Origin of the sequence: Nonomuraea sp. NPDC049709, from assembly GCF_040674815.1 — a bacterium.
In the GTDB taxonomy this organism is placed as follows: domain Bacteria; phylum Actinomycetota; class Actinomycetes; order Streptosporangiales; family Streptosporangiaceae; genus Nonomuraea.
Map to the genome: position 1 here is coordinate 12994 of NZ_JBFANM010000089.1, position 17556 is coordinate 30549.

Below are 17556 nucleotides of genomic sequence, written 5' to 3' on the forward strand. Positions count from 1 at the left end.
GATCGTTAAGCCGTTTGCAGGCGAGGCGGGGTTGAATCAGGGACAAGTCAGGGGAACCCCCGAGCCAAAGGAACTAAAGCCCTCAGACCCGCCGTTGAGGCGGTATAACGGGGGCATCGGGGGGCCTCTTCACGGGGAGCGTGATGAGCCTGGGACCACCAATGAGCAGGGAAGGCGCGGAGCATGCGCTGCGCGCTCGAGCCGACGAACGCGATCGTATCTCCGGCGACCTGCTCGATCTCGAATCCCACACGACCTACCAGTTGTTGAAGGGAGCCTCCTTACGCGGCGCGACCGAACGGCGCTGGGCCGCGGCGCAGGAGTCCCTGGCCGGTCTGTGGTCGCTGTACGACGCCTACCGCGCGGTGCTGCGCGACGCCGAGCAGGTCAGGGCGGCCCGCACCCGGATGGGCGCCGACCAGCTCGCCCGGCTCACCGAGCTGCTGGCGGGCACGTCCGTGGTGGTGCGGGCGGCCGCCAAGCCGGTCGAGCAGCGCTCGCTGCTCCCCCAGGCCGACCAGCGGCTGACGCTCGACGAGACCGTGGCCCGGATGGACGCCGCCTTCCGCGAGGTCACGGCGACGCTCAACGACATCGACGCGGTGTGGAACGCCGTGCTGCCCCGCCTCGACGACACCGACGCCGACCTGCGCCGGATCCGTGAGCTGGAGCGCGAGCTGGGCGAGGCCGCCGACCTGGGCGGCCAGGAGGCGGAGCTGAAGCGGCTGCGCGCGACGGTGGTCGAGGACCCGCTCGGCGCGGCCGTCGAGCAGGACCTCGACCGGCTGGCCCGCCTGCTGGCCGGCTCCCGCGCGGAGGCCGAGCTGGCGGTCGTGGTCAAGAGCGAGTACGCCAGGCGCCGCGAGGACCTGGTGGCCGCGCTGGACCGGGTGCGCGCGGCCGAGAGCGAGGCCAGGCTGGCCCACGGCGCGGTCGTGGTCAAGATCGCCCTGCCGCCCCAGGCCCGGCCGCGCAGCCGGGTCGACGCGCTGGCCGCCGGGCTGGACGCGCTCGACGCCTCGGCCGACGCCTGGGTGCTGCGGGCCAAGCGGCTGTCGGCGCTGGAGGGCGAGGCCCGCCAGGCGGCCGAGCAGGCCCAGGCCACCGCCAAGGCGCTGTACGGGCTGGTCGGCCGCCGTGACGAGCTGCGCGGGCGGCTCGGCGCCTGCCAGGTGATGGCGGTGCGCAAGGGCCTGGCCGAGGACCCGGCCACATCGGAGCTGTACGAACGGGCGCGCGTGCTGTTGTGGAGCGCGCCCTGCGATCTGACGACGGCGGCCGCGGCCGTCGAGAACTACCAGCGCGCGATCCACGGAGGTAAGCGATGACCCGCTGCGCGCAGCCGGGCTGCACGGGGACGATCGAGGACGGCTACTGCGACCTCTGCGGCCACGCCGAGGTCTCACCGCCGGTGCCCGCCCAGGTGCCCGCCCAGACATCCACCCAGGCGTCCGGCCCGTCGTCGGAGCCCTTCCGGACCCAACCGGCGGGCAGGTCGATGAGCTCCCCGGCGAGCAGCGGCAGGTCGCGGGCCGGCGTGCTGGCCACCATCGCCGACCTGCCGTCGGTGCCCTACCGCGACCCGGCCACCGCCGTGATGGCCGACCCCGAGGTCCCCGAGGAGAAGAGGTACTGCGCCAACCCGGCGTGCGGGCAGCCGGTGGGGCGCTCCCGCGAAGGGCGGCCGGGGCTGACGGACGGGTTCTGCCCGCACTGCCGTACCCAGTTCTCCTTCACCCCCAAGCTGGGCAAGGACGACCTGGTGGCGGGCCAGTACCGGGTGCTGGGCTGCCTGGCGCACGGCGGTCTCGGCTGGATCTACCTGGCCTCCGACGAGAACCTCGACGGCCGGTGGGTGGTGCTCAAGGGCCTGCTCAACACCATGGACGCCGAGGCGCTGGCGGCGGCGGAGGCCGAGCGGAAGTTCCTGACCACGGTCGACCACCCCAACATCGTCAAGATCTTCAACTTCCAGCGCTCGGCCGGGCTCGGCTACATCGTCATGGAGTACATCGGCGGCCAGTCGCTGCACGAGCTGCGCCGCCAGGGCCCGCTGCCGCTGCGCGAGGTCCTGCTGTACGGCAGGGAGATCCTTCAGGCGTTCGGCTACCTGCACGAGAACGGCCTGGTCTACTGCGACCTCAAGCCGGCGAACGTGATCCGGGTCGGCAAGCGGCTCAAGCTCATCGACCTGGGCGCCGTGCAGCCCTTCGGCTCGCCGGTGGGCTCGTCGTGGGTCACGACCGGCTACCACGCGCCCGAGCTGAGCAGCCAGCCGTCGTCGGTGGCCTCCGACCTCTACACCGTGGCCAGGACGCTGGCGGTGCTGGCCACCTCGGGGTTCAGCCCGGCGTCGGGCGGGAAGGCCAACCCGCTGCCGGTGGACTGCGGGCACCCGTCGTTCACCCGGCTGCTGCGCAAGGCGACCGCGGCGAACCCGGCCGACAGGTTCCAGAGCGCGTGGGAGATGGAGGAGCAGCTCATCGGCGTGCTGCGCGAGGTCAGCGCGCTGGAGGACGGGGTGCCGTACCCGGCGCTCTCGACGCTGTTCGGGCCGGAGCGCGGCGCGGTCGGGACCGCGCTGTCGGAGGACGGCGGCCAGGTGTTCGGGCCGCTCGACCCGGTGGCGGTGGCGGCCGCGCTGCCGGTGCCGCTGGTGGATCCGGCCGACCCGGCCGCCGGCTCGCTGGCCGGGCTGCTCGGGCGCGACGGCAGGGGGCTGATCGACCAGCTCGCCGCGCTGCCGCAGACTCCCGAGACGAAGCTGATGCGGGTCAGGCTGCTGGCCGAGGCGGGCGCGGCGGAGACGCCGGCCGCGCTGAACGAGCTGGACGGGGTGCTGCCGGGCGACTGGCGGGTCACCTGGTACCGCGGGGTGCACGCGCTGGCCACCGGACAGGCGGACCAGGCGGTGTCGATGTTCGACGCGTGCCTGTCGCAGGTGCCCGGCGAGGCGGCGCCCAAGCTGGCGCTGGCGTTCGCGCTGGAATGCGCGGGCAAGCCGGCGACCTCCTGGTACGAGCTCGTCTGGCGCACCGACCGCTCCTACGTCAGCGCGGCGTTCGGGCTGGCCAGGCTGGGCCGGATGAGCGTGCTGGACGAGGTGCCCGCCTCGTCGGTCTACCGGGTGGCGGCGCAGGTGGCGCTGGCGGCCTCGGTGGCGCGGCGGCCCGACCCGGCCACGGCGACGCCCGACGACCTGATCCGCGCGGTCGACCGCGTGACCGGCCAGGGCGACCTCGACGCGCGCCGCCGCGACCTGCTCATCGCCGAGCTGCTGGAGTCGGCGGTGACGCACATCGGCGGGAGCCCGGTGCGGGCGAACCTGACGGTGGCCGGGGTGCCGTTCACCGAGCCGGCCCTGCGCCGGCGGCTGGAGGGCATCTACCGGAAGCTGGCCTCCGGCGCGCATTCACGCCAAGAGCGCCACGCGCTCATCGACCAGGCGAACGCCGTACGACCGAGGACGTGGTTGTGATGGACGGCCAGGACCTCACCCCGCGGGCGGCCTGCCCCGTGTGCGAGGCGCCCGTGCTGGCGGGCGAAATCTACTGCGAGGCGTGCGGCCACACCCTGGGCGCCCCGGCGTGCGCCTCCTGCGGCGCGGCGGCCGTCGACGCAGAGGGCTACTGCGAGCGGTGCGGCGCGCGCCAGCCCACCGGCCGGGACCATGCCGAGACGGTGCTGGCCGGCGGCGCGGCGGCGGTGACCGACAAGGGCCTGCGGCGCAGCCGCAACGAGGACGCGATGGCGTTGGTCGAGGCGGACGGCTCGGTCGTGACCGTGGTGTGCGACGGCGTGGGCAGCTCGCCCAGGGCCGACGAGGCGTCCGCGGTGGCCGTCGAGACCGCGGTCGCGGCACTGGCCAGGGGGGTGCCGCAGGAGGAGGCGTTCGAGCTGGCGGGCCGGGCCGTGGCCAAGCTGGCCACCTCGGTGGACGACGCCCCGGCCTGCACGTACGTCTCCGCCGTGGTCGGCCGGGACGGCCGGGTCACGCTCGGCTGGGCCGGCGACACGCGTGCGTACCTGCTGCCCGGCGGCACCCTGCTGACCGAGGACGACGTGGTGGAGACCGGCGAGATCACCGCCTGGCTGGGCGCCGACGCCGGCGACGTCGGCCTGCACGTGCGCACCCTCGACCCGCAGGGCGCCGGGCTGCTGCTCGTCTGCAGCGACGGCCTGTGGCGCTACCTGGACGGCTACGCCTTCCCCGCCTCCGGCACCCCCATCGAGATGGCCCGCGAGATGCTGCGCCACGCGCTGGACTCCGGCGGCCAGGACAACGTGACGATTGCTTTGATCCCCCTAGGAGAGTCGCATGGGTGACCAGCCCGCTTTCACGCTGAACATCGACCAGAACAAGTACCTCCCCCTTGACGGCCGCGAGGTGCACGCCATCCTCACCGTCGGCTCGACCGGCGGCGCGACCGTCCAGGCGGCCCCTGCGGAGGCGGCCGAGGTGATCATCATTGACACGTCGGGCTCGATGAGCGGCAGCAAGATCCGCGAGGCCAGGCAGGCGGCCGCGACCGCCGTGCAGACCCTGCGCGACGGCGTCCACTTCGCGGTGATCGCCGGTACGGAGTCGGCCAGGGTCGTCTACCCCGGCGGTCATGCCAACCTGGTCAAGGCCAGCCCGGCCACCAGGGCGGAGGCCGAGCGGGCCATCAGCCGGCTGAGCGCGCACGGCGGCACCGCCATGGGCGAGTGGATCAAGCTGGCCGGCCACCTGCTGACCGCGCATCCCTCGGCGATCAGGCACGCGCTGCTCATGACCGACGGCCAGAACAACGAGCGCCCCGAGGTGTTCGCCTCCGTGCTGTCGGGGTGGAGCGGTAAGTTCGTGGCCGACTGCCTGGGCGTCGGCGACGACTGGGTGCCGGCCGAGCTGCGGAAGGTGGCCGAGGCGATGCTCGGCACGTTCGACTTCGTCCGTAACCAGGGGGATCTGCCGGAGTTCTTCCGCCGGCTCACGCAGACGTCGATGAGCAAGACCGTGGCCGAGCTGTCGCTGCGGGTGTGGGTGCCGCAGACCGCGACGCTGAAGTTCGTCAAGCAGGTCTCCCCCACGCTGCTCGACCTGACCGGCAAGCGTACCGACGTCAACCCGCTGACCGGCGACTACCCGACCGGGTCCTGGGGCGCGGAGGAGCGCGAATACCACGTCTGCGTGGAGGTGCCGCAGGGGCAGATCGGGCAGGAGATCAGGGCCGGGTGGGTCAAGCTCGTCCGCCCCGACACCCAGGAGGTCGTGGCCAGCGGCAACGTGCTGGCCCAGTGGACCGACGACCTGGCGGCGTCCACCCGCATCAACGGGAAGGTCGCCCACTACACCGGCCAGGCCGAGCTGCACGAGCTGATCCAGGACGGGCTCAGCGCCCGGGCCATGGGCGACGTCGACACCGCGACCGCCCGCCTGGCCAAGGCGCGGCAGATCGCCGCCGACTCGGGACGAGAGGACACCGCCCGGCTGCTGGAGAAGGTGGTGGAGGTCGATCCGGCCACCGGCACGGCCCGGCTGCGCCGGAACGTGGACAAGGCCGACGAGATCGAGCTCGACACCGGCTCCGTGCGGACGAGCCGGTTGCGCAAGGAAGGAAGCTGATGGCGACCTGCCCGCAGGGGCATCCGTCGGGCGCCGACGACTACTGCGATGTCTGCGGCACCCAGATGGCCGGGACGCCCCAGCCCCACCCCCAGCCCCAGCCCTCGTCCCAGCCCCAGCCTCAATCACAGGCACAGGCCCACGCTCAGCCGCCGGCGGGCGCCGAGAGCTGCCCGATCTGCCAGACGCCGCGCGCCGGGCAGTTCTGCGAGGTGTGCGGCCACGACTACAGCGGCGCCGCCCCCGTCCAGGTCCCCGTGACGGGTGCCCAGTGGGAGGCGGTCACCGCGGCCGACCGTACGTACTACGAGAAGGTCATCGCCGAGGGCGGGCCGGACGCCGACGCGGTGGCCTTCCCGCCGTACTGCCCGGAGCGGTCGTTCGCGCTGCACGGCGAGCAGGTGCGCATCGGGCGGCGCAGCCGGGCCAGGAACCTGGCGCCCGAGATCGACCTGACCGGACCGCCGGAGGACCCGGGCGTCTCGCACCTGCACGCCGTGCTGCTGTCCCAGCCGGACGGCTCGTGGCTGGTGGTGGACCCCGGCTCGTCCAACGGCACCCAGGTGAACGGCCGGCCGCTCAAGGTGAACGTGCCCGTCCGGGTCGGCCCCGGCGACCGCATCCACCTGGGCGCGTGGACCGTCATCATCATCAGGGAGGGCACCCCGTGACCGTGGTGCAGACCCGGCCCGCCCCCGTGGCGGTGCGCCGGAGCGTGCCCGGCAGGATCCGCGTCATCTCCGGCGTCACGGTCGCCTCGCTGGCCCTGCTCTTCGCCGCGCTCGCGGTGGGCAGCGCGAGCGCCCGCGACGGGCTACGGGTCATCGGCCGCGACGCCGGCCCGCAGGTGGTCGCCACCGCCGGGCTCTACCTCGCGCTGAGCGACATGGACGCGCAGGTGGCCAACGTGCTCGTGATGGGCCAGGCGTACCCGGAGCAACGCCGGGCGGCGCTCGCCCAGTACGCGGCGCAGCGGCGCGAGGCCAACCGGGCGCTGCTGAAGGCGTTCGAGCTGTCGGGCGACAACCAGGCGGAGCGCACGACCGTGCAGTCCGTGCTCGACGGGCTCGGCGAGTACGAGCGGCTGGCCGGGCAGGCGCTGCTGCTGGACGAGCGGTCGGGGCATGCGCCCGGGCCGCCGCCGCAGGAGGTGGTGCGGACCTACCGCCAGGCCACCGACCTGATGCGGCTGGTGCTGCTGCCGCAGGCGTACAACCTGACCCTGGAGAGCGGCACGATCGTGCGCGCCACCTACGACGAGAAGGCGGTGATCGTGCCGCTCGTCCGGGTCGCGGTGCTGCTCGCCGGGATGCTCGCCCTGGGGTGCCTGATCTGGCTGCAGGTCTTCCTGGCGCGGCGCTTCCGCCGGGTGTTCGGGCCCGCGCTGCTGGTCGCCACGGTGACGACCGCGGTGGCGCTGTTCTTCGGGCTGACCGTGCTCGCGCAGGACGAGGCCGCCCTGCGTACGGCCGAGGCGGCCGGGTTCGACTCGGTGCTGACCCTGGCCAAGGCCCGGGCGATCAGCAACAGCATGCAGGGCGACCAGAGCCGCTACCTGCTGGACAAGGAGCGGGCCGACACCTACGAGCACACGTTCCTGGACAAGTCGATGTCGGTCATCTACTACGACGCGGGCAACCTGCGGACCTACCACGAGGCGGTGGCCAAGGGGTCGAAGGACTTCCTCGGCATGCTGGGGCCGGAGATCGTCGGCCGGCAGGGGGAGGCGGTGTTCCGGGCGTACCGGGACTTCCAGAACGCCGACACCGCCTTCCGCGAGCTCGCCACGAGCGGCCGGACCGACGAGGCGGTCGAGGCGCGGCTCAAGAAGGTCACGACGGCGTTCGCCTCCTACGACCGGGCGCTGGTGGCGCTGGCGGACACGCACCAGAACGTGTTCCGGCGGGCGATCGAGACCGGCGAGGGCGCGCTGGACAACCTGTGGCGGCTGCTCCCCTACGCCATCGGCGCGATCGGGGTGCTGGTGATCGCCGGGGTGTGGCCACGACTCAAGGAGTACCGGTGAAGCGGGTGCTGGCGGTGGTGCTGGCCCTGGCCGCGATGGCGGTCACGGGCTGCGGGATGGGCGGGGACGAGTCGATCCTCGACAAGGATCGGCTCGTCATCGGGGTCCGCTCCGACCTGCCCTCGGTCGGGTTCCGCAAGTCCGACGGCACGTTCGAGGGCTTCGACGTGGACGTGGCCCGCTACGTCGCCGACAAGCTCGGCAAGGAGGCGACGTTCCTCGGCGTGCTGGCCGCCGACCGGGAGAAGGTGCTCGGCAACGGGCGGGCCGACCTGGTGGTGGCCACGTTCACGATCGACCAGGAACGCAAGCGGAGGGTGCTGTTCGCCGGGCCGTACCACATCTCCTACCAGGACATCCTGACCCGGCCCGGCGAGACGATCGCGAACGTGCGCGACCTCAAGGGCCGCAGGATCTGCGAGGTCGAGGGCTCGAACGCGGCCCAGCGGGTCGTGGCGGAGCGGGGGGTGGCGGCGCAGGTCGTGCCGTTCCCCGACTACAAGCAGTGCCTGGCGGCGCTGAAGGGCCGCCAGGTGGACGCGGTCACCACCAACGACGTCATCCTGGCCGGCCTGGCCGAGCAGGACGGCTCGGGGCTGCGGCTGGCCAACGCGCAGTTCAACGAGCAGCGCAGCGGGATCGGGATGGCCAGGGGCGACGTGCCCGGGTGCGAGGCGGTGAACCGGGCGATCACCGACATGTACCAGGACGGGACGGCGGAGAAACTGCTGCGCAAGTGGTTCACCAAATCGGGGCTGAAGTTCACCACGATCGCGGTACCGCAGTTCGAGGGCTGCTCCTGACAACGACGCCGGCCCGGGCGGCTAGGTGCCTCCCGGGCCGGCGGCCACGTGCTTCGCGGGGTCAGTCCAGGTAGTCCCGCAACATCTGCGCGCGCGTCGGGTGGCGGAGCTTGGCCAGCGTCTTCGACTCGATCTGGCGGATGCGCTCCCGCGTGACGCCGAACTCCCTGCCCACCTCCTCCAGCGTGCGTGGATGCCCGTCGGCCAGGCCGAAGCGGAGCTGGATGATGCGCTGCTCGCGGTCGGACAGCGTGGCGAGGATGTCGTCGAGCTGGTCCTGCAGCATGATGAAGGCCGCGGCCTCCATGGGCACGACAGCGTCGGCATCCTCGATGAAGTCTCCGAGGTCGGAGTCTTCCTCGCCGATCGGCGACTGCAGCGACACGGGCTCCTGGGCGATGCGCTGGATCTCCACCACGCGATCGACAGGGAGATCCATCTCCTTGGCGATCTCCTCGGGGATCGGCTCGCGGCCGAGGTCCTGGTGGAGCTGGCGCTGCACCCTGACGAGCTTGTTGATGGTCTCCACCATGTGCACCGGGATGCGGATCGTACGAGCCTGGTCGGCGATCGCCCGGGTGATCGCCTGTCTGATCCACCAGGTGGCGTAGGTGGAGAACTTGTAGCCCTTCGTATAGTCGAACTTCTCGACTGCCCGGATGAGCCCGAGGTTGCCCTCCTGGATCAGGTCCAGGAACAACATTCCGCGGCCCACGTACCGCTTGGCGATCGACACCACGAGCCTCAGGTTGGCTTCGATGAGCCGCTGTTTGGCTCGGGTGCCCTGCCAGACGAGCTCCCTGAACTCCGGGAAGGCCAGACGCGAGACCCCGTTGGCCAGCTTGTCCTCGGCGAACAGGCCGGCTTCGATCGACTTGGCGAGCTCCACCTCCTCCTCGGCGGTCAGCAGTGGCACACGGCCGATCTCCCGCAGATAAATACGGACAAGATCGCTGGTCGGCGCCCGCTTGCCTACGTCTTCCTCATCGGCGCGGGTGGACTCCTCGTCGCCCTGGGGCTCGAGGACCTCCACGCCGTTCTCGGCGAGCATCCGCACGACGCGTTCCAGCGCGTCGGACGGCAACTCTGATCGGTCAAGCGCGGCTGCGACGTCATCGACGGTTACGCTTCCGCGCTCCCTTCCCTTCGCGACGAGGTCCGCCACCTGATCTACCGATGGCGGCCCGCTTGGCAGCACCGATGCACCCACGGGAGACAGTCTGCAGTATTGGTTCCATCAAATGGCAGACCCATTTTTGTCACCGAAGGTAAGACGATCGTCCTTACCGAATTGAGATCGCTATAAGGTTTAGCCCGAGTTTGATCAGGAAAGTAAAGTCAATTACGCGGTCTGGATTCACGCGCCCGGCGACGCTCTCAGGTCGGACGCAACTCTTTCGCTGCCCGGATGGCGTTGTCCGCCCGCTTTGTCGCATGTTGGACCGCACCAAATTTCCTGGTCAACCACCCTGGTTTGCCGCTTGTGATCGCGGCCGAACTGTTACCAACGGGCAGCGGGATGCACCCCGCCGAGGGGGTTCCGCGCTCCGCCACGTCGCGGCCCACGTGCTCACCGTGACCGGGCGCGGGGCCGATGAGCCGGGACAGGCACCGCCCTCGCCCCGGGCGGGAGGTCAGCTTCCGGCGGCGCGGTCGCGCAGGACCCGGCGCTGCTGCTCCAGCGCCACCAACTCCCCGAACAGCTTGTTGTACTCCTGCTGCTCCTCCACCGGATTCAACCGCTGGATCCGCGACTTCACCTGCGCGATGGCCCGATCCACCGCGATGGCCTCGATGGCCGCCAGCATCGCCCCGGCATAGCGCTCCTCGGCGTGGGTGTCGGCCTGGATCGGCTCCACCGCGAACCGGGTCACCAGCCCCCGCGCCCCCTCCTCGTGCGCGTGCTCCAGCAGCCGGTCCACCCACTCGCGCCCGCCGTGCCCGGCCGCCGTCAGGCCGCCGGCCGCGGTGATCACCTTGTGCAGGGCGACGTGGTCGGGAGCCGTGAAGGCCTGCGGGTCGAGCGCGTCGAAGCGGGGCCCGAGCAGAGCCGGGCGCTGCACGGCCAGTTTGAGCAGCTCACCCTCGACGCGCACGCTCGGGTCGAGCGGCGCCGCCTGGGGCGCGCGCTGGCGGCGGCCCTGCTGGGCGCCGGACACCTCGGAGATGCGCTGCATGACGAACCGCTCGTCCATGAACCCCAGCCACCGGTCCAGGTCGATGGCGTAGCGCTTGCGCAGCCCCACGTCCTTGATCCCGGCCACGATCGGCGCGGCGGCGTCGAGGGCGGCGATCTTGCCTTCGTTGCTGCGCAGGTCGTAGCGGGAGATCGTGCTCCTGATCGCGAACTGGAACAGCGGCTCCCGGCTCGCGATCAGATCCCGAACGGCCGCGTCGCCCTGCTTGATGCGCAGATCGCACGGATCGAGCCCGTCGCTCTGCACCGCCACGTACGTCTGCGTGACGAACTTCTGCTCGTCGGCGAACGCCCGCAGCGCCGCCTTCTGTCCCGCCGCGTCGCCGTCGAAGGTGAAGATGACCTCCCCCCGGAACTCGGCCTGGTCGAGCAGGAACCGCCGCAGGATCTTGATGTGCTCCTCGCCGAACGAGGTGCCGCAGGTGGCCACGGCGGTCGGCACCCCGGCGAGATGGCAGGCCATCACGTCGGTGTATCCCTCGACGATCACCGCCTGCGCCCGCTTGGAGATCTCCCGTTTCGCAAGATCAATGCCATAAAGCACCTGGCTCTTCTTGTAAAGCGGCGAGTCAGGCGTATTCAGATATTTCGGGCCATCATCGGAATCAAGCAACTTCCGTGCACCAAAGCCGATCACATCGCCCGTAGCATCCCGGATAGGCCAGATCAGCCGCCCCCGGAACCGGTCGATCGGCCCCCGCCGCCCCTCCTTGACCAGCCCGCCCTTCACCAGCTCGTCGGCGCTGAACCCGCGCCCCAGGAGATGGCGGCTGAGCGCCTCCCACTCGGCGGGCGCGTAGCCGACCCCGAACATCTCCGCGTCGGCCCGCTCGAACCCGCGCTCCGACAGGAACCGCCGCCCGGGCGCCGCGTCGGGCGCCATCAGCCTGTCGGCGTAGAACTCGGCCGCCACCCGGTGCGCCTCGATCAGCCTGGCCCGCTCGCCGTGGTCGCGCCTGGGGACGTAGCCGCCCTGCTCGTATTGGAGCTGGATCCCGGCCCGCTGCGCCAGCCGCTCGACGGCCTCGCCGAACGACAGGTGCTCGATCTTCTCGACGAACGTGATCACGTCGCCGCCTTCGGAACAGCCGAAGCAGAAGAACATCCCGCGCTCGGGGGTGACGTTGAACGACGGGCTCTTCTCGTCATGGAACGGGCACAACCCCTTGAGGTTGCCCCCTCCGGCGTTGCGCAACTGGATGTGCTCGCCGATCACGTCGGCGATGGGTGAACGCTCGCGTACGAGCGCGATGTCGACATCACGGATCCGGCCAGCCACGCCGGTGAGTCTATTCGGCCCCACCGACGGTTCCCGCCTCCTCGGGTGTCCCCGGCATGGCAAGCGGGGAGGAAGGCGAGGGTTACCTCTGGGCTGCTAAAGGGGGAAAGCGGTTATGCGAGGTCCCCCGGTCGGCTACAAAGGTAAAGGTTGTCGGTGGAAACGGTGACACGGGTGGAGATCATGCGATCGGGGCATATCGGACGATGGGCGGCCGTCACGGGCGCCGTGCTGCTGACCGGTGCCTGCACCCAGACGACAGGGCTGGCGGGGGTCAGCGCCGGCTCGCCCACCACGGCCCCGATCACGGGCACCCCGGCGGTCACCGCCACGATCCCCAGCCCGACCCCCGAGCACCAGGCGGCCGAGCAGCCGCCCGAGGGCGAGGACCCGGTCAAGGTGCCGCCGCCGAAGCTGTCGAAACACACCTACACGTTCCCCGTGAAGGACTGCAAGACGACCTACCAGCGCAAGCTGCTCGTGCTGCCCAAGACGACGATCTGGGCCGGGCAGGGATGCGCGTTCGTGGCGCCCGTCGACGGGGTCGTGGACGAGGTGAACCTGCAGAACCGGTGGAGCCCGGCCACGGACGCGGGGGCCGACCGCGAGGGCAGGTTCGTCACGATCATCGGTGACGACGGCGTCCGCTACCTCGGCGGCCACCTCGACTCGGTGGCCGACGGCATCAGGCCGGGCGTCCGGGTCAAGGGGGGCCAGCTGCTCGGCCGGGTGGGCACGACGGGCAACGCCCGCGACACCGGGCCGAACCTCTACTTCGCGATCTCGTGGAAGACCGGCCCGGCCTTCTGGTGGGTACGCCGGGGCATGGTCAAGCCCTGGGACTACCTCGACGCCTGGCAGAAGGGCAACCGTACGCTCTCCCCCAGGGAGGAGACGCTGGAGCTGCGCGGCAAGCTCGGCGAGACGCCGAGGTGCACGGTGCAGTGCACGTCGAAGAAGGTGCCGCAGGCCAGCAAGACCCCTCGGCCCCAGACCACCAAGAAGCAGGGCGACGACGGTGTCGTCACCGTCACCCCGTCGATAGCTCCTTTTGGTCAACGATGACGCCCGACTTGATGAGCTCCTGGATCTCGTCGACGACGTCCCAGACGTTGACGTTCATGCCGGCGATCACCCGGCCGCCGCGCAGCCAGTAGGCGATGAACTCCAGGCTCTCGGGGTCACCCCGGTAGACGATCTCGTCGTGGCCCTCGATGTCGCCGGAGAACTCCATGCCCAGGTCGTACTGGTCGGTGAAGAAGTACGGGAGCATGTCGTGGGCCACGTCCCGGCCGAGCATGGATCTGGCGGCGACCGGCCCGCCGTGCAGGGCGTTGGCCCAGTGCTCCACCCGGATGCGGCGGTCGTACAACGGGTGGAAGAACTCCGCGACGTCGCCCGCCGCGAACACGTCGGGGTGCGAGGTGCGCAGGGCGGCGTCCGTGAGGATGCCCTGGCCGACGTCGAGCCCGGCGTCGCGGGCGAGCCAGACCTCCGGCGCGGCGCCGATGCCGACCACGACGAGGTCGGCGGTCAGCCGCTCGCCGGAGCTGAGCCGCACGCCGGTCTCGGTGATCTCCGCGGCGGCCGTGCCGAAGCGCAGGTCCACGCCCTTGCTCGCGTGCAGGCGGGCGAACAGGCCGCCCAGCTCGGGGCCGAGCGCCCGGTTGAGCGCCGTGGGCTCGGGCTCGACGACGGTGACCTCGCAGCCGGCCGCACGCGCCGCCGCGGCCGTCTCCAGCCCGATCCAGGACGCGCCGACGACGAGCACCGAGGCGCCCTCGGTGAAGCGGGACTTGAGCGCCTCGCTGTCCTCGACGGTACGCAGGTAGTACGCGGGCCCGGGCAGTCGTCTGGGCACCGCGCCGGTCGCGACGAGCAACTTGTCGTACGGCTGGCGCGACCCGTCCCCGAGCCGGACCAGGTGGTGATCTAGCTCGATCCGCGTGACCCGCAGGCCGAGCCGCAGATCCACGCCGTTGTCCGCGTACCAGTCGGGGGCGTGGACGAAGATGCCGTCCCGCTCGCTCCTGCCCTGGAGATAGTCCTTGGACAGGGGAGGTCTCTCGTAGGGCCGTTCGGTCTCCGCGCCGATGAGCACGATCTCTCCGTCGAAGCCCTCCTCGCGCAGCGTCTGCGCTGCCTTGGCTCCGGCCAGCCCGGCTCCGACGATCACAAATGTGGCCATGGGCGCAGTATCCGCCCACTGGGGTCGTCGGGAAAGCGGGTTGTGTCAGGCGACCTGGCTCGTTGACGAACCTTTGGTCAGCGGGAGAGCCTCCGGTGCCAGGCCACCGCCGAGGTGTCGGTGAGCGAGGCGATCTGGTCGATCACCACGCGTACGCGGGCGGCGTCGTCCCCGGCCTCCAGGAAGGCCGGCCGGAAGGCGGGCTCCAGCGTGCCGGGGGCGCCGAGGGTGATCAGGGAGGCCAGCTCGGTGATGAGGTCGCGCTGCCTGGCCTGGTTGGCGTTGTGGTCCTTGGTGGTCATGACGTAGTGGGCGGTGACGCCCTTGAGCAGCGCGCACTCCAGCCTGGTGGCGTGCGGGACGACCAGGTCGGCGCGGTGGCGGGAGCCGTACACCTCCTTGGTGGCGGTCTGCGCGGACTGGCAGAAGCGGCCGATGAGGCCGCTGGTGAGCGCCTTGAGACCGGCCAGGTCGGCGAGCGTGGCCTCGAAGCGGCGGGGCCAGAGCGGGTCGGCGATCAGCTTGGCGAAGACCTCCTCCAGCTCGTTCGGGTCGGCGCCGGGGGCGTACCAGGTGCGGGTGATCCCGCACACCTGGGTGCGCTCGACGGGCGACTGGAGCGCCTCCGGGGTGACGTGGCCGGAGTGCAGGGCGTCCTCGAGGTCGTGCACGGAGTAGGCGACGTCGTCGGCCCAGTCCATGATCTGCGCCTCGAAGCTCACCCGTCCCTCCGGTGCCCCTTCCCTGATCCACTCGAACACCGGCAGGTCGTCGTCGTACACGCCGAACTTGGCCGCCTTGTCGCACGTCCACGGGTATTTGATCGAGGCGTCGAGCGCGGCGCGCGTCAGGTTGAGGCCCGCGCTGCGGCCGTCCTCGGTGAGCACCTTGGCCTCGAGCCGGGTGAGCAGGCGCAGGCTCTGCGCGTTGCCCTCGAAGCCGCCGCACGACGACGACAGCGCGTTGAGCGCCACCTCCCCGTTGTGCCCGAACGGCGGATGCCCCAGGTCGTGGGCCAGGCAGGCGGTCTCCACCAGGTCGGGGTCGACACCGAGGGTGGCGCCCATCTCGCGGCCCACCTGGGCGCATTCGAGGGAGTGGGTCAGCCGGGTGCGGGGGATGTGCTGGCCGCCGCCGAGCGTCTCTCCGGGGCCCACGACCTGCGTCTTCGCCGCCAGTCTGCGGAGTGCGGCGCTGTGCAGGACGCGGGCGCGGTCGCGTTCGAACGCGGACCGTTCCGGATTGCCGGGAAGTTCCGGAACCCAACGCTCTTGGTCATGCTCGTCGTAATACGGCATCTGTGAAGTGATTTTATCCAGTTTCATGTCTCCGCTAGTGTCAAGCCTCGCGAGAACCCCTTCCCCGGGAGCCCTCCCCCATGACGACAGCGTTCCGAGCAGTGCTGGCTTTTACCCTGCTCGCCGGCTTCTACGTGCTGGTCGGCCTCATCCTGGCCACCGCGATCTTCATCGACGTCATGCTCCTCGTCGACTTCCACGCCAACACGATCAAGTTCGCCATCGTGCTCACGCTGGCGGCGGGCGCGCTGGTCCGGGCCCTGATCATGGTCAGCCGCCGCCGGAACGGCGAGCAGCCCGGCGTCCCGGTCGGGCGCGAGCACGAGCCGGTGCTGTGGCAGACGGTCGAGGAGCTCGCCCACCGCGTGCGCACGGCCCCGCCGGACGAGATCCGCCTGGTCGCGGAGGTGAACGCGGCCGTGTCGGAGGACACGCGGTGGCTGGGGCTGAGGGCGACGCGGCGGCGGATGTTCATCGGGCTGCCGCTGCTGCAGACGCTCACGGTGGACGAGATGCGCGCGGTCCTCGGGCACGAGCTGGGGCACTACAGCGGCGCGCACACCCGCCTGGGGGCGCCGGTCTACCGGGGCCGCGTCTCGCTCATCGCCACCGTACAGAGCCTGGGCAACCACCCGTTCATCCAGCGCCTGTTCACCTGGTACGCCAAGCTCTACCTCCGGGTCTCGCAGGCCGTCTCCCGCAAGCAGGAGCTGGAGGCCGACCAGCTCGCCGTCGCGATCGGCGGCCGGCAGGCCATGGCCGGCGCCCTGCGCAAGATCCACTCCACCGCCGTGGGCTGGGACCTGTACGTCAACAACTACCTGGCCCTGACGGGCGCGGGCGGAACCAGACCGGCGGCGGTGTTCGGGGGCTTCCACGCGCTCATGAGCGACCCCGACCGCCAGGCCGAGCTCGCCAGGCTGAGCGAGCAGCCGGAGGAGGTCTCCCCGTACGACTCCCACCCGAGCCTGGCCGAGCGCCTGTCGGCGATCGAGCACCTCCCGGAGCCGCAGCACGTACCGGACCCGCGCTCGGCCCTGACGCTGCTGCTCGACGCGAACGTGGCGGTGCAGGCGGTCGAGCAGTCGATGTGGTCGCCGGAGGCGCTGGCGACGCTGCGGCCGGTGCCGTGGGAGGAGCTGATCGCGCACGGCATGTACGCCGGCCGCAACGCCGACGCCCTGCACGACCTGGCGGTGGCCGGGCAGCAGGTGATGGGAGCCTCGCGGCCGTACCTGGACGCGGCGTTCGAGGCCATCGCGCGGGGCCGCCAGGCGGAGCTGGAGGCGAAGCTGCTGGAGCACGGCTGGAGCCCGTCGGAGACGCTGCTGGCCGGGGTGCTGGGGCAGGCGCTGGAGGCGGTGCTGATCCAGCTCGGCGAGGCCAGGTGGACGCTGTCCTGGTCGGGGCCGGCGCGGCTGCTGTTCGACGACGGGGAGGAGGTGGCGCTGTCGGAGTACGCGGCCCAGGTGGCGGCCAACCCGGCGGCGGTCGGCGGGCTGCGGCGGTGGCTGGGCGACCACGGGATGCGCCACGACTACGTCCCGATCGAGCAGGCCGCCCCCGCGGCGGTGCCCGCGCTGCAGGCCGGCCCGGCGGTGGCGCATTAGGCGAGCGCGCGTCCCGGCCCGGCGTGGCACACTGGGCGAGCGCGCGTCCCGTGGATCCGCCGACCCGGTCCCGCGATGTCCCAGTCGATGAACGCGACCGGGCGCAGCCCCGCCCCTTCGTCCCGGTAGACGGTGTTCTTCGGAGAGAGGTCGTTGTGGCAGACGACCTCTCCGTCTCCGGCCAGCGGCGTGCCGGCGGTCAGGTCGTGGAACTCGCGCACCAGCTCGGCGACCCGCGCCAGGCTCCCGTCGGAGGCGACGGCGTCCGGCTGGACCTCCTCCCAGGCCACGTGGCCGTCCACGTAGCTCAGGATCTCCCGTCCCCGCTCGTCGGAGCCGAGGAAGCGCGGCGCGCCCGGCCAGCCGGTCCGCTCGAACAGGCCGAGCAGGTCATGCACGAACGCGGCCCGTCGCGCGGGCGGGCGGCGGACGGTGTCACCGACGCGGACGACGGCGTTCACGAACCCGCCGGGGAGGTGAGTTTCGGTCATGTGCACCAGCTTGCCCGATCCGCGAGGCCCCCTGATGACGCAATGTTCACGGAAAGTGA

General features: G+C 71.5%; 14 protein-coding genes. 9 read left to right on the top strand and 5 right to left on the bottom strand.

Translation table 11 applies throughout. The annotated features are described in order from the left end of the window. The first annotated feature begins 161 nt into the window (after window positions 1–161). The 7 genes from AB0J69_RS51840 to AB0J69_RS51870 are packed head-to-tail and all read left to right on the top strand — an operon-like array spanning window position 162 to window position 8434. Window positions 162–1328, top strand: a complete 1167-nt coding sequence (locus AB0J69_RS51840) for a hypothetical protein (protein WP_364134255.1) — start codon at window positions 162–164, stop codon at window positions 1326–1328. Then, window positions 1325–3478 carry a tetratricopeptide repeat protein gene (locus AB0J69_RS51845; protein ID WP_364134258.1) on the top strand — a complete coding sequence of 718 codons (2154 nt, stop codon included), beginning with the start codon at window positions 1325–1327 and terminating at the stop codon, window positions 3476–3478. The genes AB0J69_RS51840 and AB0J69_RS51845 overlap by 4 nt, the downstream gene beginning before the upstream one ends. Beyond that, window positions 3478–4326 carry a protein phosphatase 2C domain-containing protein gene (locus AB0J69_RS51850; RefSeq protein ID WP_364134319.1) on the top strand — a complete coding sequence of 283 codons (849 nt, stop codon included), beginning with the start codon at window positions 3478–3480 and terminating at the stop codon, window positions 4324–4326. Before AB0J69_RS51845 ends, AB0J69_RS51850 begins: the two co-directional genes overlap by 1 nt. Further along, on the top strand, window positions 4319–5605 hold the full coding sequence (locus tag AB0J69_RS51855; RefSeq protein ID WP_364134261.1) for a VWA domain-containing protein: 1287 nt from the start codon (window positions 4319–4321) through the stop codon (window positions 5603–5605). Before AB0J69_RS51850 ends, AB0J69_RS51855 begins: the two co-directional genes overlap by 8 nt. Then, window positions 5605–6276 carry an FHA domain-containing protein gene (locus AB0J69_RS51860; RefSeq protein ID WP_364134263.1) on the top strand — a complete coding sequence of 224 codons (672 nt, stop codon included), beginning with the start codon at window positions 5605–5607 and terminating at the stop codon, window positions 6274–6276. Before AB0J69_RS51855 ends, AB0J69_RS51860 begins: the two co-directional genes overlap by 1 nt. Further along, on the top strand, window positions 6273–7631 hold the full coding sequence (locus tag AB0J69_RS51865; RefSeq protein ID WP_364134265.1) for a hypothetical protein: 1359 nt from the start codon (window positions 6273–6275) through the stop codon (window positions 7629–7631). Before AB0J69_RS51860 ends, AB0J69_RS51865 begins: the two co-directional genes overlap by 4 nt. Continuing rightward, window positions 7628–8434 carry a transporter substrate-binding domain-containing protein gene (locus AB0J69_RS51870; RefSeq protein WP_364134267.1) on the top strand — a complete coding sequence of 269 codons (807 nt, stop codon included), beginning with the start codon at window positions 7628–7630 and terminating at the stop codon, window positions 8432–8434. The genes AB0J69_RS51865 and AB0J69_RS51870 overlap by 4 nt, the downstream gene beginning before the upstream one ends. 61 nt (window positions 8435–8495) lie before the next feature. Here the strand turns inward: AB0J69_RS51870 and rpoD are convergent, their stop codons facing one another. Together rpoD and dnaG are read right to left on the bottom strand one after the other, a co-directional pair. Further along, complete coding sequence (gene rpoD / locus AB0J69_RS51875; protein ID WP_043627522.1) at window positions 8496–9632, bottom strand: RNA polymerase sigma factor RpoD; 1137 nt, start codon at window positions 9630–9632, stop codon at window positions 8496–8498. Window positions 9633–10068: 436 nt separating this feature from the next. Further along, the gene (gene dnaG, locus AB0J69_RS51880; protein WP_364134270.1) at window positions 10069–11910 is read right to left on the bottom strand and encodes a DNA primase; all 1842 of its coding nucleotides are present in this window, start codon (window positions 11908–11910) and stop codon (window positions 10069–10071) included. Between the two features lie 183 nt (window positions 11911–12093). Here dnaG and AB0J69_RS51885 point away from each other — a divergent pair, with 183 nt between their 5' ends. After that, on the top strand, window positions 12094–12975 hold the full coding sequence (locus AB0J69_RS51885) for a M23 family metallopeptidase (RefSeq protein ID WP_364134273.1): 882 nt from the start codon (window positions 12094–12096) through the stop codon (window positions 12973–12975). Here the strand turns inward: AB0J69_RS51885 and AB0J69_RS51890 are convergent. After that, on the bottom strand, window positions 12941–14098 hold the full coding sequence (locus AB0J69_RS51890; protein WP_364134276.1) for an FAD-dependent oxidoreductase: 1158 nt from the start codon (window positions 14096–14098) through the stop codon (window positions 12941–12943). The two genes, AB0J69_RS51885 and AB0J69_RS51890, sit on opposite strands and share 35 nt — an antisense overlap. A 77-nt stretch (window positions 14099–14175) precedes the next feature. Next, the gene (locus AB0J69_RS51895; RefSeq protein WP_364134279.1) at window positions 14176–15396 is read right to left on the bottom strand and encodes a deoxyguanosinetriphosphate triphosphohydrolase; all 1221 of its coding nucleotides are present in this window, start codon (window positions 15394–15396) and stop codon (window positions 14176–14178) included. Between the two features lie 80 nt (window positions 15397–15476). Here AB0J69_RS51895 and AB0J69_RS51900 point away from each other — a divergent pair, with 80 nt between their 5' ends. Then, the gene (locus AB0J69_RS51900) at window positions 15477–17006 is read left to right on the top strand and encodes a M48 family metallopeptidase (RefSeq protein WP_364134281.1); all 1530 of its coding nucleotides are present in this window, start codon (window positions 15477–15479) and stop codon (window positions 17004–17006) included. Here AB0J69_RS51900 and AB0J69_RS51905 read toward each other — a convergent pair. Then, window positions 17003–17497, bottom strand: coding sequence for a phosphotransferase (locus tag AB0J69_RS51905; RefSeq protein ID WP_364134283.1), 495 nt, complete (start codon window positions 17495–17497; stop codon window positions 17003–17005). The two genes, AB0J69_RS51900 and AB0J69_RS51905, sit on opposite strands and share 4 nt — an antisense overlap. Between the last annotated feature and the right edge of the window lie 59 nt (window positions 17498–17556).